Source organism: Leucobacter sp. cx-42 (assembly GCF_014529985.1).
Taxonomy (GTDB): domain Bacteria; phylum Actinomycetota; class Actinomycetes; order Actinomycetales; family Microbacteriaceae; genus Leucobacter.
Genome location: NZ_JACVMU010000007.1, coordinates 191,674 through 206,232 on the forward strand (window position 1 = coordinate 191,674; position 14,559 = coordinate 206,232).

A 14,559-nucleotide genomic window follows, 5' to 3' on the forward strand; every position below is an offset into this window, starting at 1 on the left:
AAACTCGGGTGTCAGCCGATGAGCTGTGCAGCGAACACGTGCGGGGTGAAGCCCGTCAGGTCGCCAATGCCCTCACCCTGACCCACGAGCTTGATGGGAAGCTTCGTGTTCTCCTGTACGGAAAGCACGAATCCGCCCTTTGCCGAGCCGTCGAGCTTGGTGAGCACAAGCCCGGTCACGCCAGCGTGCTCAATGAAGGCTTCCGCCTGCGCAAGACCGTTCTGACCGGTGGTTGCGTCGAGCACGAGAAGCACCTCAGAGACGGGCGCAAGCTTCTCGATGACGCGACGCACCTTGCCCAGCTCATCCATCAGGCCGCCCTTGGTCTGCAACCGGCCTGCGGTGTCAATGATGGCAATGTCGTACGACTCGTCGATCGCCTTCTGCACGGTCTGGAATGCGACCGACGCCGGGTCCTGGCCCTGCTGCTGTGGCTTGACAATTGCGACGCCTGCGCGATCCGCCCACGTAGCCAACTGCTCAACAGCTGCCGCGCGGAACGTGTCGGCCGCGCCAACGATGATCTTCTTATCGAAAGCCTGGAGGTAGTTCGCAAACTTACCAATGGTCGTGGTCTTACCGACGCCGTTGACGCCAACCACGAGGATCACCGCGGGTCGCTCCGACAGGCGCAGAGTCGGATCGAAGGCCGCGAGGCGCTCCTCGATCGCGTCCTGGAGCATGCGGCGCATCTCCTTGACCTCGGTCACACGGTGGCGTTCGACCTGCTCGCGCAGCTCGTTGAGGATCGACTCCGCGATATCGGGGCCAAAATCGGCAGTGATGAGCGCAACCTCAAGGTCGTCCCAGGTCTCATCGGTGATGAGCTCGGGTCCGCTGAAGAAGTTGCGGAACGCCTTTGAAAACGACCAGGATTTCTCTGCCATGCAGATAAGACTACCGACTACGGGGCGCGGATCGTGATTCGGCCGCTATTCAGCCGAGGTTTCGGCCACTTCCCCGTCTCGAGCGAGGCGCTGGCCAACAACCGCTGAGATACCGTCCTTGCGCATCGAGACACCGTAGAGCGCGTCAGCAATCTCCATCGTGCGCTTCTGATGCGTAATGACGATGAGCTGCGAGTTCTCACGCAACCGTTCGAAGACCTCAAGCAGGCGGCCAAGATTCGCATCGTCGAGCGCGGCTTCCACCTCATCCATAATGTAGAACGGGCTCGGGCGGGCCTGGAAGATTGCGATCAACCAGGCGACCGCTGCGAGCGAGCGTTCGCCACCCGACAGCAGCGACAGGCGCTCGACTTTTTTGCCGGCCGGGCGAACCGAAATCTCAATGCCCGTCGTGAGCATGTCATCCGGATTCGTGAGGATGACCTCGCCCGCACCACCCGGGAACAGGATCGGGAACACCTCACTGAACGCCGCCTTGGTGTCGGCAAACGCTGCAGCAAAGATGTCCTTCATCTTGTCATCGAGTTCGGTGATGATGCCTCGGAGATCCGCGCGGGTACGGGTGAGATCTTCGAGCTGCTCGACGAGGAACTTATGGCGCTGCTCAAGCGCCGCAAACTCCTCAAGCGCAAGCGGGTTGATGCGGCCGAGCGCAGCGAGACGCTGCTCAGCCCGCGCCAGGCGCGCCTCCTGCTCGGCACGAATGTACGGGACCCCAGACACTTCAGCTGCAGGAGCCGCTTCGGCCGAGGTGCCCTGAGCGGTCGGGCCGGTAGTGCCCGCAAGCTCGTCAGCGAGCGCCGCCTCGAGCGACCCTTCGTCGACACCAGCGTCCGGCGTCTCCCCCAGTTCGGCAGCCAACTGCTCTTCGAGGCTGAGCTCGCGCGGAGCCTCGCGATCCGCCCCCGCCGTGCCATCGGCGCTCTCACCGTCAGCATCGGACGCGATGGGAATCAAGACGCTCGGGCCGTACTCCGCGAGGAGCACCTCTTCCCGCAAACCAAGTTCATTCGCGGCACGCTCGACGAGCGAGGTGAACTGAATGCGACGCTCGTGGCTCTTCATCTCAGAGCCGTGCACGAGATTCGTGACCTCTTGGAGCCTGGCGCGCAGCTCCGCTTCTTCGGCACGCAGCAGCGTGAGCTCCTGCGTATTGCGTGCACGCACCTGTTCTGCACGCTGTTGCGCGACCCGAGCCTCGATGAGCGATCGGTCGCACGCCTCAAGAATCATGGGAATACGTGCCGCAACGCGCTCGGCCTGGGCCGTCTGACGCGCTCGCAACACGGCGCGGCGAGCGGCTTCTTCAGCCGCAATGCGCTCTGCCTCGAACTGCCGCTCGATCGACTGCGCCTGAGCGTGTGCCGCCCTGGCGCGCTCGCGGGCAGTCTCGAGCGCGAGACGCTTGTCGAGCTCGACCTGGCGGCGCTCGTCGAGTGCGCGCTGGGCGCCCTCGCGCCGGGTCACGTCAAGCACAGGGCGCGGATCCGCAAGCGCTTCAGCCAACAGCTCTGCCGCGCGCTCAGCCTCAGCCTGAGCGGCCTCGCCATTTCCTGCGACACCTTCGTATGCGGTTTTGGCGCGCTCAGCCTCGGCGCGGCCGGCCTCGGCGCGCGCGACCAACCGGTTGCGATCGTTCTGGAACGCCGCCACGCGGGCATCGGCCTCACGCATCTCTTCGAAAATACGCTTTGCGTCGGCCTGCGTTTTCGAGACGAGCGCGCGCAAATCACCAAGCTCAATCTCGACGCCCGCGAGCAACTCAGACACCTCTGCACGACGTGCGCGGGCCTGGTCGAGCTCACCCGTGAGTTCAATGCGGGACGGTGCCTGGCCTGATCCGCCGGCGAGGGTGTGCGCAGTGATGACGTCGCCGAGCTCGGTCACGACCGTGAAATCGGGTGCACCAGGAAGCGCGCGGAGTGCAACCGCACCCGTCTGTGCCGCGGCAAGATCCGTAGCGATGTACGTCGTCTGCAGCAGCGCCCGCACGCCAGCAGGAGCTTCAAGAATTACTTCGCTCGCGTGCGTGAGACCCGCGATCTCAGGAGCTTCGGCACCGATCGCGGCGCTCGAAGCACCCGCGACCACAGCACGCAAGCGGCCGAGTTCGCCATCGTGGGCTTGGCGGATCGCGGCTACCGCCGAATCCTCATCCTCGGCGAGCAGTGCATCTGCGAGCGAGCCAAGCGCCACACCGATCGCGGCGGAGGCCCCTTCCTGCACACGGAAGTGGTCAGCGACGCGGCCGAGTACGCCGGAAGGTGCCTCCGCGAGGATGGCAGCTGAGGCGTCCTGAGCTTCGAGCGAGCGGGCAAGCGCGGAGATACGGGCATCAAGGCCCGAACCCTCACGCTCAAGTTCGTGAAGACGATCGCGGGCTTCGTCGCGGGCCTGTTCTGCTGCGACCTGCGCGTCTTGGGCGGCCCGGTAGATGGCGTCGCGATCCGCGCCAGATCCAGTGTCGTCAGCGAGATCACCCGCGCCAGCCGCGGCAGCACGCTCCTCGAATTCCGTGAGTTCCCGTTCAACGGCCGTGACGCGCTCGTCAGCTTGAGTGAGCGCAGTTTTGCGGCGTTCGATCTCGGCGGTCACGGCGTCGCGTTTCTGCTCTGCCGCTGAGACAGATCCGCGCAGCTGCGAAACCCGCAGGTCGTATGCCGACACAGCCGCGCTCTGCGCTGCGACCTGTTCGTCGATGGCGTCAAGTGCGGCCTGCGCCGTGCGGGTCTGCAGACGGGCCTGCTCCCAGACTTCTTCCGCCTGCGGGATCAGCTGGTCAAGCTCGGTGGCCTCGGTTTCCGCGTCACTCACGGTGCTCTTCGTAATGCGATGCGCCGGGGTGTCTGGATCAGCCTGCGTTGCAAGGAAAGTCAGGCGCTGTTGTGCCTGGGTGTAGAGACCGCGAAGCTTCGACTGCGCGGCCTCCAGCGACATCGTGACACGACGTGCCTCGTCGAGTGCGTCGCCCTGCTGTTCAGCTTCGAGGTGGGTGATGCGGAGTCGCTTCTGCTCGGACTGCTCCTGCAGTACAACCTGCTCCTGGTGCCGCTCAGCTTCGTTGCGCGAGAGGTCTTCGAGTTCGCGTTTGAGGCGCGTGACGTCGTCAGCGATCAGACGCGCCTTGGCATCTCGCACTTCGGCCGCGATGCCCTGTGCGGCGCGGGCTACCTCCGCTTGGCGACCAAGCGGCTTCAGCTGACGGCGCAGCTCCCCCGCAAGGTCGTTCAGGCGGGTGAGGTTCGCCTCCATGCCGTCAAGTTTGCGAAGGGTGCGCTCCTTTCGGCGGCGATGCTTGAGGATGCCCGCGGCTTCCTCAATGAACCCGCGGCGCTCCTCAGGGGTGGCACGGAGCACGGCATCGAGCTGCCCCTGACCCACGATGACATGCATTTCACGGCCGAGACCGGAATCGCTCAGGAGTTCTTGCACATCGAGCAGGCGGCAGCCCTCGCCGTTGATGGCGTACTCGCTTGCGCCGCTGCGGAACAGCGTGCGGCTAATCGTGACTTCCGAGTATTCAATTGGCAGTGCGCCGTCACTGTTATCGATCGTGAGGCGAACCTCCGCGCGGCCAAGCGGCCCGCGCGTCGACGTGCCAGCAAAAATGACGTCTTCCATTTTGCCGCCGCGCAGGTTCTTGGCGCCCTGCTCGCCCATGACCCAGGCGAGCGCGTCGACGACGTTTGACTTGCCAGATCCGTTCGGACCGACGATCGCTGTCACGCCAGGCTCAAACTGGAAGGTGGTGGGCTGAGCGAAAGACTTGAAGCCGCGCAACGTCAAACTCTTGAGATGCACCCGCCGTCCCTTCGCTTCCGATCAGCCGATCCGCCTACGTATTTCATAGGCCCGATATATACGACAAGCCTAGTCGCAGAAAAGCCTCCCGCCACGGTGTGACGGGAGGCCTCGACGTGTCGCTCTAGGCGAGCACCATCTGCACGATCGTGCCATCGGCGGCGCGAGGTCCGAAACCGAGGGTGCGGTCGATCGCGATGTGCACGAACCAGGCAAGACCTGCGAGGGCAAGCGCGTAGAAGCCACCGGGGAACGCTCCGGTGAGGAAGAACAGAATGACACCCACGATGAGCATGATCACGGGGATCGTCATCGTATGCATCGTGTTGTAGAACTTCACGCGGCTCGGCTTCAGACGCCCCTTCTCAGCGAAGGCCCCGATGAGTGAGATGTCGGGCAGCAGGCCGAACACAATCGCAATCGCAACGGCAGGTACACCCCACATGACGCAGCACAGAATGATCATGATGAACCAGACCGCAGCACTCATGCCCCAGGTCAAACGCAAGAAACCCATGCCTGAATTGTATCGGGGCAGCGCACAGGCTTCCTGGCGCTCCCCCGAGTGTGGGATTCGCTTAGACCTTTGCGACGCTCACGGATACCGGGGTGGGGTTCACGAAGAGGTCGTAGACCGGGCAGTTCGCATCGACGGCGACGCGCAGCTCCTCATAGCGTTCGAGGGATTCCGGGCCAGAGATCTCCACACGCAGACGAATGTCGCTGAAACCTGCACGAACCGAGGGATCCTTACCCAACAGGCGGGCAGCGTCGAGGTCACCCTCAGCGATGACCTTGATGTCGTCGACCTGGATGCCGAGCGCATCTGCGTACAGGCGGTAGACCACCGTCTGGCAGCCGATGAGCGCGCCGAGGGCGTACTCAACCGGGCTCGGCGCAACATCGTCACCCGCGAGCGGTGCAGGCTCATCGATCACAAACTCGTGCTTGCCCGAACGGACACGGGTAGCAACGCTGCCCTCACCAACACCGGTGGTACGGAAGGTGAGCTTCGACGAGTTTCGGTTCGCATCGATGCGGTCGCTCCAGGCAGCGCCAGCGGTACGCAGACGCTCGGTGCGCTCCTCGGCGGTGATCTCGGGGATTACGGTTGCGGGTGCAATTGCAGTAGTCATGTCCGAGACAGTAGCCCGACCGATCCGCGCCCCGCATCTGCGGGTGAAACGTACCGACACCGGGAGTCATTCGGCGTCACAAAGCGGCGAATGTTTGCCCAAATCCGTGCGCTGTGATTCGATGCGCGGCCAGAGAAAGCGCGCTGAAAATTCCGGGAAACTGAGGCAGGCATTGGGGTGGCCTGATGGTCGAGTGGTCATTTCGGTCAGAATCTTGGCCGTCATTCATCTGCGCTGCTTGGATTGAAGCATGCACAGCACAAAACAAGACTTCGGTCGCTTCGTCTCCGAGCATCGCAAGAGTCAGGGACTCACCCAACGCGAACTCGCAACGGCACTGCACGTGACCGAATCCGCAATCTCAAAGTGGGAACGCGGACTCTCCTACCCTGACATCACCGTGATCCCCTCGCTCTCGCGAGCACTCGGTGTCAGCGCAGATGAACTCATGAACGCCAGCGAAGATCAGGACGCCCGCGAAGAAAAGCGCGAGGCGCGCAGCTACCGCAAGTGGCGCACTGCGATCCTGTGGAGCACATCACTGGCATATGCCGCGGCACTCATCACATGCTTCATCGTGAATATTTCGGTCTCGCACCGACTCGACTGGTTCTGGATCGTGCTCGCCGCCGTCGCACTTGCGGCGAGCCTCACGACACTGCCGCTGTTCAACCTGCCCGCGAAGGGATGGCTGGTACTGGGAAGCGCAACGGTTTCGCTGCTTGCGCTCCTCGGAATCACGGCGCTCGTCGTAGGGTCCGGCGCCGGCACCTGGCTCCCCATCACGCTCACCGCAATTCTGCTGGGGCTCGTCATCTGCTTCGGGCCGATTTGGCTTTCGTCGGCCGCACCTCCTCAGCCGGCCGCCTCACACAAGATGGTGATCTCGCTCGCGCTCGATACGGTCGCGCTCCTGCTCTTCATCACCGTCACCATGCTTGTGCTCGACCGGGGCGACGCACTCGTCATGCCGACCCTCGCGCTCGTGGCGATTGGCCTCATCCCGTTCTGGATCTGTGCACTCGTGATCCGCTACGTCCCCCTCCACGGGCTCACCCGTGCCGGCATTGTCCTCGGCATTCTCGGCGCCCTTTCGTTCTCCATGAACGACTGGATCTCTGCCGTACTCGACTCCCCCATCACCGAGCGTAGGTTTGACCTTGCGCGGTGGGACGGCGCGTACCTCGACGGCAACATTGCCGTGCTCGTAAGCGCAGGACTGATCGCACTCGCGGTGATCTTCATCCTCGTCGGCATCGTCCGAGGTGCACAGCGGCGTCGCCAACGTCGCTAGTACACCGTCCACTTCTGTGGGCCCGGGCATACCCTGCTCGGGCCCACAGTTGGTTGTTCATTGGCGCGGATCGATGTCCTCGCTCGACTTGGCAGCTTTCTATACTCGAAGACATGCACCTGGAAACTGAACGCCTCGTTCTTCGCGAGATGTCCGCGGCTGATTTGCCTGCATTGCGCGCGATCTTGCAGGACGAAGAAACCATGACCGCTTACGAAGGCGCATTCACCGAGGCGATGGTGCAGGACTGGCTGCAACGCATGCTCGATCGGTACGTGACGACTGGTTTCGCACTGTGGGCAGTCGAACTCAAATCGACCGGCGAGGTCATTGGCCAGTGCGGGCTCACCAGGCAGCACATACTCGACGAAGATGTCATCGAAGTTGGGTACCTCTTCAACCGCGCACACTGGCACCACGGCTACGCGACCGAGGCCGCGGCGGCCTCGCGCGACTACGGCTTCAACACACTCGGTCTCGACCGCATCTGGGCTCAGGTGCGCGATACCAATATCGCATCAATGAATGTCGCGATCCGCCTCGGAATGACCGTGCGCGGCCGCTTCGTGAAGCACTATCGCGGGATCGAAATGCCGCACCTTGCATTCGCCGTGGATCGGTAGCCAGTTAATTATCGCTTCGACGCCCGATAGCCCGCTGCAACCGCAGCTGCCGTCGTGCGGAAGCACTCCTCGGGGTTCGTTCGGTTGTAGTACGCGCCACCGGGGACGTGGTAAATCATGGAGCTCGCATTGCCCTTGATGGGCGCCCATGCCGGGCAGCTGCCACCGGAGACCGTCACGCGGTTGGGATAGGTCACCGTGGCAGTCTGAGCCGAGGTTCGTGTGGCCGAGCTGTACCCCGACTTCGCGCCCGTGATGCGCACCGAGATCTTCTTGCCGGCATCGCTCGCGGTGAGCTTGTAGTTCGCGCCAGTCGCGCCCTTGATGGCAACACCGTTCCGCAGCCACTGGGTTGAGAGGCTGCTGCCTGCGGTCCAGGTACCGCGGTCGACCCTCAACGTCGAGCCAACCTGCTTCGTGCCAGAGATTGCGGGCGCGGCAGTTTTCAGCACTCGCGGGACGCTCTTGCTGGCCGAAGTCCGAGCAACCGACGCGTAACCAGTCTTCTTGCCGGTCACACGTACGCTGATCTTCTTGCCTGCGTCGCTCGAGGTGAGTCTGTAGCTTGTCTTGGTTGCACCCGCGATCGCGGATCCATCCCGCAGCCACTGGTACGACAGCCCAACCTGGGCGGGCGACCAGGTTCCGGTCTTCACCGAAACCGTCGAACCTACCTTGACCGTGCCCGAAACGGTCGGCGTCGGGGTTGCGGTCAGCGCACGGAGCACGGACCCAGTCGCCTTCGAAGTCGACGATTTCGCGGTGTAGCCAGCATTCGTGCCGGTCACGCGCAAGCTGATGTTCTTCCCGGCATCGCTCGAAGTGAGCTTGTAGGTCGACTTGGTCGCGCCAGGAATTGCGGCGCCGTTGCGTAGCCACTGGTAGCTGAATGTCGTTCCCTTGGTTGACCACGTGCCAGGTGCACCGGTCAGGGTTTTCCCAACGATGGCGGATCCGGAGACCGTCGGAGTCGCGCTCCCGAGCGTGCCCGCGACCACCTTGGAGGTGCCGCGCGATGTAACGGTCGCAGGCGCGTCTCCGCCATGAGTCCCCGTCGCGCGTACGCTCAGCACCTTGCCAAGATCCGCCGCGGTGAGCGTGTATTTTGCGGAGGCACTGCCAGCGATCGCCGAGCCGTTGCGCAGCCACTGATACGTGAAGTGCGTGGCAGCAGGCTTCTGACCCGCATGAGTAGCCAGCAACGTCTTGCCGACAGCAGCTACTCCTTCAACCGAGACGCTGCCAAGTGCGAGCGTTCCCGGACTCACTTGCACAGCGTTTGCGGGAAGCGGAAACGGCGGGAGTTCGCCAGAATGCAGCCAAACAATGAGTCCAAGACGCGAACCAGCGTGCTCAACACCCGGCACAAAGGTCTCGCTCGTTTCACCAGGCACGGCAACGTCGTCAACCAGCCACTCAATGGTGGTCGTAATTCCTTCCCCGCCGTCCCACGCGCCGAAGCTTGCTACAACAGGGACCCCGACCTGAGCCGTGCGAATCTCTGGCAGTTTCGTGATCGTCGGGAAGGTGGGAGCGGGCGGATTCACTTCGTCGGGACCACCAGGGAACTCGGGTAGCACCGGAGTGACCGGCGTTGCGGGTGGCTCCGGCGTCACCGGAGCGACTGGCGAAGCCACGTCCTCCGCAAATACAGGACCCACCGGGCCAAGTGTCGTCATTCCGCCACCCAGCAATAGCGCAGTCGTGAGCATAAGCCCGGCTGCTTTACGCATCGCATCCTCCATCAGAGGCGCAGCGGCCATCGCTGCGCAACCTTGCAAGGTTATGGGAGCAAACGTCCCAAAACTCAACGACACGTGCTGCACATCTGCATTGCCTTAGCCACGCTGCGTCCTATAAGTGGCAAAGCCCTTTCTTTGCAACATCTATCTGGCTACGATGATTTGGGGGCTATCTATGAGAATGCCCGTAGTTGTCGCGGTGAGAGCTTTGCCCAATGCCTCCATCTGCAACTCCTTAACTTGTTTCCGTCGCATGAAGGATGTCGCTTACATGAAGAAGCCCATGAAGATCGCTGGTACGGCACTCATTGCCGCAGTTGGCCTCTCTGCGCTCCCCACGCAAGCATTCGCCGCCCCCACACTTCTGTCGGAATCAAGCGCTTCGCAGCAGCCCACACTTGCTGAACTACAGCAACGCGTCGCTGAAGCAGCGGCAGCCGTTGCCGCAGCAGAGGAGCGAGTCTCACGTGCTTCAACGGCGGCGGACCTCATGCGCGATGCGCACGGCACAGCGCTCGCCGATCTGGCAGCTGCTGAAGCGGCACTTCGCGAGGTGAACGACGAAGACGCCATCGCCGACGCCACGGCCGCAGCGGCCGCAGCGGCCGATAGTCTCGCTGCCGCCAAAGACGCAGAAACGCAGGCAGCTGCAGACTTGCAAGCTCAAGTCGCAGTTCATGAAGCCTCCCAAACGGCACTCTCACAGGCAGCCACCGCCTTGAAAGCCGCTGAAGAGGATGCCCAGGCAAAGCAGGCGCAGGCCGATACACACGACTACGCAGCACTCGAGTCTGCAACACAGGCCGCAACACAGGCGGAGAATGACGCCACAGCCGCTCATGCCGACGCAACCGATGCGCTCACCGCAAAGCAAGCCGAGGCGGTCGCCGCCAAGGAGGCCCTCGAGAAGGCAGAAAAGGATGCGGTCGACGCCACAGATCCTGACAAGTACGCTCAGGCGGAGGCTGCCGTTGCGGCCGCCAACAAGGTGCTACAGGAAGCCAATGCAACCCATTCTGATGCGAAGAACGTTCACCAAGCAGCGACCACAGCACACACGGACGCCAAGGACGCGCGAGACACCGCTGTCGCCAATGAGACAGCAAGCCAGGCTGAGGTCGATCGTTTGAAAGTCGCCGTGGAAACCTCAAGCACCGCAGTTGCAAGCGCCACGACTGAGCAAGCGGCAGCCACAACCGCAAAGAATGACGCACAAACAGTAAAGACCGCGGCTGATTCCGCTGACGCCACAGCGCAGCAGGAGAAGACCGCAGCCGCGACCGCACTCGGCGCAGCTCAGCAGAAGAGCGATGACGCCGAGAGTGCTCGCCTCGCGGCCGTAGCGGAGGAAGCTCGCCTCAAGCACCTTGCCGAGGAAGCCGATCGCCTACTTCCCATGGGAGCCGCCGGATACTTCGAAAATCGTGGTGCCACTGATGCGCTGAGAGTGTTGACTGATTCCACGTTTACCCTCAACCAAAGCTACGTAAAAGTCGGCAATGACAATAGCGCCACGAGCCTCGACAATTTCAAGCAGTCCCTCGAGTATCTCAAGGAGGCGAACAGCATCCGACAGCTTCGCGGGGTGCCCACCGTCAACGTTTCTGACGCTTACATGGCTATCGCTATGGCGAATGCTGACTACGCAGCCACCGAAGGCAAGGCAGTCATGCAGTTCTCTAACTATGGAACCGAGAACCTTGCCTTCGGCAGCGGTTCACCCTTTAACGAGTGGTACTACGACGCGCAGGATGGCGCCATTCCGAAAACCATCTTGTTGCAGCAGGACCTTCGTTTCATGGGATTCGCGATCTCTGGGCTTGGTCCACAACCTGCATACGTCAATACCTTCTACACGACAGATTCGGTGACCAACCACACTGGTACGCCGGTCACCTCTCGAACAACTGCACCGTTTACCGTCGAGGACTACGAGGAAGACCTCGACTCATACATCTACGATCAGATCTGGGCGGGCGTCCGGCACGAAGAGTCTGCTGACGCACTCATGCTCGCCACGCAAGCAGCAACGGCTGCAGCGAGCGAACTCACTGCAGCAGAAAAGCGACACACAGATGCGATTGCAGCTGCTGAGCTGACCGCAAGCGCCAAGCAGGAAGCAGATGAGGCTTTCAACGCTGCTTCGACTGCGCTCACGAACGCTGACGATGCACTCGCTGCAGCACAGTCAGCGCACACTCAGAACACCACCGACCTGGCAACGGCCGAGGCAGAACTCGAAGATAACCAGGCGCTCGCAGCGACTGCGGTCGAAACAGAGAAGTCCGCAGCCGCCCACCTCGCGAGCGCAAATGCGGCCGTCACAGACGCTGAAGCTGCTGTCGTTGCTGCACAGCAGAAAAAGACTACGGCCGACGTCGCACTCGCTGCGCTCGACAATGCCCTCGAAAACCTTCAGCAGGCTCAGGATGCATCTGATGCTGCCCAGCAGGCAGAAGAGATCGCACAAGGCGCGGTCGACGCGGCGCTCGCAGATCTGAACGACGCCCGCGCAGCACGCGAGGCAGCAGAAGCAGCAGAAGCGAGTGCACTGGCGGATCTCGCGGCTGCGGAAGCAGCCCAAGCGGCGTTGCTCGATGCACAAGACGCACATCGCGATGCCGTTGCGGCTGAAGCCGCTGCGAGCGAAAAGCGGGATGAACTCAAGGCCGCAGCCGACGCCGCCACTGCCGCAGTAACAGTTGCCCAGGAAGCACAGGACGCAGCTGCCGACACGCTTGATCGCTTGCTCGCGGCAGTCGCTGAGGCTGAAGAAAGGGTCGCGGAAGCGCAGGCCGCACTGGACAAGGCGGCTGACGCACTCGATGCTGCCGAGCAGGAGTTGGCTGCCGCGAACCAGGCGTTGAAGGATGCACGCGAGGCCTACGAGCGAGCGCTCGCAGCTCTTGAGGCCTTCGAGGAGGGTTCCGTGACGCCTAAGGATCCCGCTGTCGACGACCTCATCACGAATGGCACGGGTGGGGACGCTGGTACAGCTGGCAAGCCCGGGCTTGCCAACACCGGCAGCGCGGCAACCCTGAGCATCGCAATTGGCACCGCATCAGCGCTCGCCCTCGCGGGCGCTGGCGTGACACTCGCCGCACGCCGCCGATCCACGCAACATTCAGTGCCCAGCGAATAGGCTCAACCTATGTCAATGAACTTTGCGCTCGGTTTCGCGCCAGACACGACCGTGCCCTCGGCCGCTGACACGTTGAGTTTCGGCGAGGCCGCAAGCAGCATGTCTGGCCAGCCCGCCGCAGCCCAGCACGGGCCGCACACGCTCCTCATCGATCCGACGATGCAGATGCTCGAGTACAGCCTTCCGGGGATCCCTGACGCGTTGCTCGTCACGCTCGCGGGCGTTGCCGACACCTACGTCGTGCAGGCGTTCGGTAATCCCGGTCGCCTCCGCGTGTTCAGCGAAGGTGCAGTCATCGAAGAAGAGGGCGATCCACTCCCGACCGAATCCATTCTGAGCATGGGCGCGGATCCTGAAGACGCACACCTCGACTTCTTCTGCCAGGCTGCAGGCATCACCCCAGAAGCACTGTTTGCACTGCGCTGGTCACCTCTGACCGCGCAGGGCTGATCCGCCGCTGTCTCGTGCAGCGAGTGCGGCTAGCCGCAGGCCCAATCGAAGGTGTCTGACTCGAGGTCGATCTGGGCGTTGCCATCTCCGCCGAAGTTGAGGCCGACGATCTCTTCGAGTTCGAGGTACCACGGGGTCAGACCATCAGGAAGCCCTTGCACAGGGAACGTCGTTCCGCCGAGGTGACTCATGCCCAGCAGCGGTTCTGCCCATGGCTGGAAGTTTGACTGCGCATCAAACGGGTTCGAATACCCCGCGATTGCTGGCTCGTCGTCGGAGAATTCCTGCGGGACGATGCCAGCGTTGGGGTCGGCGCGCGGGACCAGCCAGACATCCGAGCGCGGAGCCCGCTCATCCCAGGCGTTGCAACCTTCACTGTCGTCAATCCAGGTTCCAGCGGCTCGCAGGTCGGGACTGGGCGCGGTTGGACCGCCAGCCAGCGCTTCTGCGGTGAGCCAGAGCAGCGCGAATTCGCCGTCGATAAGATCGCGCCTGCGATGCAACGCGGGGTGCTCGATCGCGGCCGCGAGGTCACGGAGGAATGGATCCGCCGATGACGCGTCGCCCTGAATTGGTTCTGGAGCAAACTGCCCCTCCCCTGCGAAGAATGAAATCGCCGGGTACTGCTCACCCTTGCGACGGTACTCAGCTGGAAGCACCAACGTGATGACGTGCATCATCGGGAGGCCGGTGGCGGCACTGCGGGGCCAGTACTGCCACGCGATTCCAGGCCCTTCGTGGCCGACCCATCCTGAGGGTGCGTAGGTGGGCGTCTGGAAGGTTGCGGGGCCTCCGGGCCTGGGCGCGACGCCGTTCTCGGTGGCGAAGAGCAAGTTCCAGGCGATGTGCGGGGAGGACATAGCCACATCGTAGCTATTTTTTCGTCAGGACGAACGCACCAAACGTTGCCCGAGATTTGAGCACCACAGCGCCAGTCCATAACTCATCACCGAGACCAAGAACACAGGAAGCGCGCTGACCAGAGCCACGACCATTGCTCCTTCACCCGAACTGGCGCATTCGGTAGCCGGGGCGCAGGCGACAACGGCTCGGTACATGAGCGCGATCACGCCGAGCAGGATGCTCCAAACGGCGACCATGAGGCCACCGAACAGCAGCGATTGTGAGAACGGAAAGAATCGACACAGCCTTCCTCCGACCAGGGAAGCCACGCACGCCGCCAACGAGGCAAGGCCTGCAATTGCGACCCAGGTTCCAAGTTGCGCCGCCAGGGCGGGTGAGTCTTGCTGCACAAGTGCATCTGCCGAGAAGAGCACAGCAGCAAGTCCAGCGACGACGATCGTCCACACGAACAGACGCCAGCCAATGCCCCAACGCGTCTTTTCGAGCCAAGCGTGCCCGGCAGGCAAGCCAGAGAGATCCGAGCCATCACTTTGATCGTTCGCAAGCCCCTCTGCTTTCATGGCCAAAGTGTAGCTCACGGTCTACGGAAGGGGTCGGAG

General features: G+C 62.7%; 12 protein-coding genes. 4 read left to right on the forward strand and 8 right to left on the reverse strand.

What is annotated here, in order from left to right; genetic code table 11:
• Positions 1-11: 11 nt before the first annotated feature.
• From ftsY to ICM05_RS08480, 5 genes are all read right to left on the reverse strand, one after another.
• The gene (ftsY, locus tag ICM05_RS08460; RefSeq protein ID WP_188024129.1) at positions 12-887 is read right to left on the reverse strand and encodes a signal recognition particle-docking protein FtsY; all 876 of its coding nucleotides are present in this window, start codon (positions 885-887) and stop codon (positions 12-14) included.
• Between the two features lie 45 nt (positions 888-932).
• Entirely contained in the window at positions 933-4,709 is a 3,777-nt protein-coding gene (locus ICM05_RS08465; RefSeq protein WP_188024130.1) for an AAA family ATPase, read from the reverse strand.
• Between the two features lie 124 nt (positions 4,710-4,833).
• The gene (locus tag ICM05_RS08470) at positions 4,834-5,226 is read right to left on the reverse strand and encodes a DUF4260 family protein (protein WP_251364588.1); all 393 of its coding nucleotides are present in this window, start codon (positions 5,224-5,226) and stop codon (positions 4,834-4,836) included.
• Between the two features lie 61 nt (positions 5,227-5,287).
• Complete coding sequence (locus ICM05_RS08475) at positions 5,288-5,845, reverse strand: OsmC family protein (RefSeq protein WP_188024131.1); 558 nt, start codon at positions 5,843-5,845, stop codon at positions 5,288-5,290.
• A 66-nt stretch (positions 5,846-5,911) separates the two neighbouring features.
• The gene (locus ICM05_RS08480) at positions 5,912-6,070 is read right to left on the reverse strand and encodes a hypothetical protein (RefSeq protein WP_188024132.1); all 159 of its coding nucleotides are present in this window, start codon (positions 6,068-6,070) and stop codon (positions 5,912-5,914) included.
• A 25-nt stretch (positions 6,071-6,095) separates the two neighbouring features.
• On the opposite strand from ICM05_RS08480, the gene ICM05_RS08485 reads away from it, so the two are divergent.
• Both ICM05_RS08485 and ICM05_RS08490 read left to right on the forward strand, forming a co-directional pair.
• The gene (locus ICM05_RS08485; RefSeq protein ID WP_188024133.1) at positions 6,096-7,139 is read left to right on the forward strand and encodes a helix-turn-helix domain-containing protein; all 1,044 of its coding nucleotides are present in this window, start codon (positions 6,096-6,098) and stop codon (positions 7,137-7,139) included.
• Positions 7,140-7,252: 113 nt separating this feature from the next.
• On the forward strand, positions 7,253-7,762 hold the full coding sequence (locus ICM05_RS08490) for a GNAT family N-acetyltransferase (RefSeq protein WP_188024134.1): 510 nt from the start codon (positions 7,253-7,255) through the stop codon (positions 7,760-7,762).
• 8 nt (positions 7,763-7,770) lie between these two features.
• On the opposite strand, the gene ICM05_RS08495 is transcribed toward ICM05_RS08490, so the two are convergent.
• Positions 7,771-9,495 carry a hypothetical protein gene (locus ICM05_RS08495; RefSeq protein ID WP_188024135.1) on the reverse strand — a complete coding sequence of 575 codons (1,725 nt, stop codon included), beginning with the start codon at positions 9,493-9,495 and terminating at the stop codon, positions 7,771-7,773.
• Positions 9,496-9,775: 280 nt separating this feature from the next.
• Here ICM05_RS08495 and ICM05_RS08500 point away from each other — a divergent pair, with 280 nt between their 5' ends.
• Both ICM05_RS08500 and ICM05_RS08505 read left to right on the forward strand, forming a co-directional pair.
• The gene (locus ICM05_RS08500; RefSeq protein WP_188024136.1) at positions 9,776-12,646 is read left to right on the forward strand and encodes a hypothetical protein; all 2,871 of its coding nucleotides are present in this window, start codon (positions 9,776-9,778) and stop codon (positions 12,644-12,646) included.
• 9 nt (positions 12,647-12,655) lie between these two features.
• Entirely contained in the window at positions 12,656-13,096 is a 441-nt protein-coding gene (locus ICM05_RS08505) for a hypothetical protein (protein ID WP_188024137.1), read from the forward strand.
• 29 nt (positions 13,097-13,125) lie between these two features.
• On the opposite strand, the gene ICM05_RS08510 is transcribed toward ICM05_RS08505, so the two are convergent.
• Positions 13,126-13,956 carry a hypothetical protein gene (locus ICM05_RS08510; RefSeq protein WP_188024138.1) on the reverse strand — a complete coding sequence of 277 codons (831 nt, stop codon included), beginning with the start codon at positions 13,954-13,956 and terminating at the stop codon, positions 13,126-13,128.
• A 24-nt stretch (positions 13,957-13,980) separates the two neighbouring features.
• Complete coding sequence (locus ICM05_RS08515) at positions 13,981-14,520, reverse strand: hypothetical protein (protein ID WP_188024139.1); 540 nt, start codon at positions 14,518-14,520, stop codon at positions 13,981-13,983.
• Positions 14,521-14,559: the final 39 nt, after the last annotated feature.

What these genes read in the sequence shown, in the direction of transcription:
- ICM05_RS08500 (WP_188024136.1), top strand. Translation starts at nt 9,776, where the DNA reads ATGAAGAAGCCCATGAAGATCGCTGGTACGGCACTCATTGCCGCAGTT.
- ICM05_RS08475 (WP_188024131.1), bottom strand. Translation starts at nt 5,845, where the DNA reads ATGACTACTGCAATTGCACCCGCAACCGTAATCCCCGAGATCACCGCC.
- ICM05_RS08495 (WP_188024135.1), bottom strand. Translation starts at nt 9,495, where the DNA reads ATGCGTAAAGCAGCCGGGCTTATGCTCACGACTGCGCTATTGCTGGGT.
- ftsY (WP_188024129.1), bottom strand. Translation starts at nt 887, where the DNA reads ATGGCAGAGAAATCCTGGTCGTTTTCAAAGGCGTTCCGCAACTTCTTC.
- ICM05_RS08480 (WP_188024132.1), bottom strand. Translation starts at nt 6,070, where the DNA reads ATGACGGCCAAGATTCTGACCGAAATGACCACTCGACCATCAGGCCAC.
- ICM05_RS08505 (WP_188024137.1), top strand. Translation starts at nt 12,656, where the DNA reads ATGTCAATGAACTTTGCGCTCGGTTTCGCGCCAGACACGACCGTGCCC.
- ICM05_RS08510 (WP_188024138.1), bottom strand. Translation starts at nt 13,956, where the DNA reads ATGTCCTCCCCGCACATCGCCTGGAACTTGCTCTTCGCCACCGAGAAC.
- ICM05_RS08485 (WP_188024133.1), top strand. Translation starts at nt 6,096, where the DNA reads ATGCACAGCACAAAACAAGACTTCGGTCGCTTCGTCTCCGAGCATCGC.
- ICM05_RS08490 (WP_188024134.1), top strand. Translation starts at nt 7,253, where the DNA reads ATGCACCTGGAAACTGAACGCCTCGTTCTTCGCGAGATGTCCGCGGCT.
- ICM05_RS08470 (WP_251364588.1), bottom strand. Translation starts at nt 5,226, where the DNA reads ATGGGTTTCTTGCGTTTGACCTGGGGCATGAGTGCTGCGGTCTGGTTC.
- ICM05_RS08515 (WP_188024139.1), bottom strand. Translation starts at nt 14,520, where the DNA reads ATGAAAGCAGAGGGGCTTGCGAACGATCAAAGTGATGGCTCGGATCTC.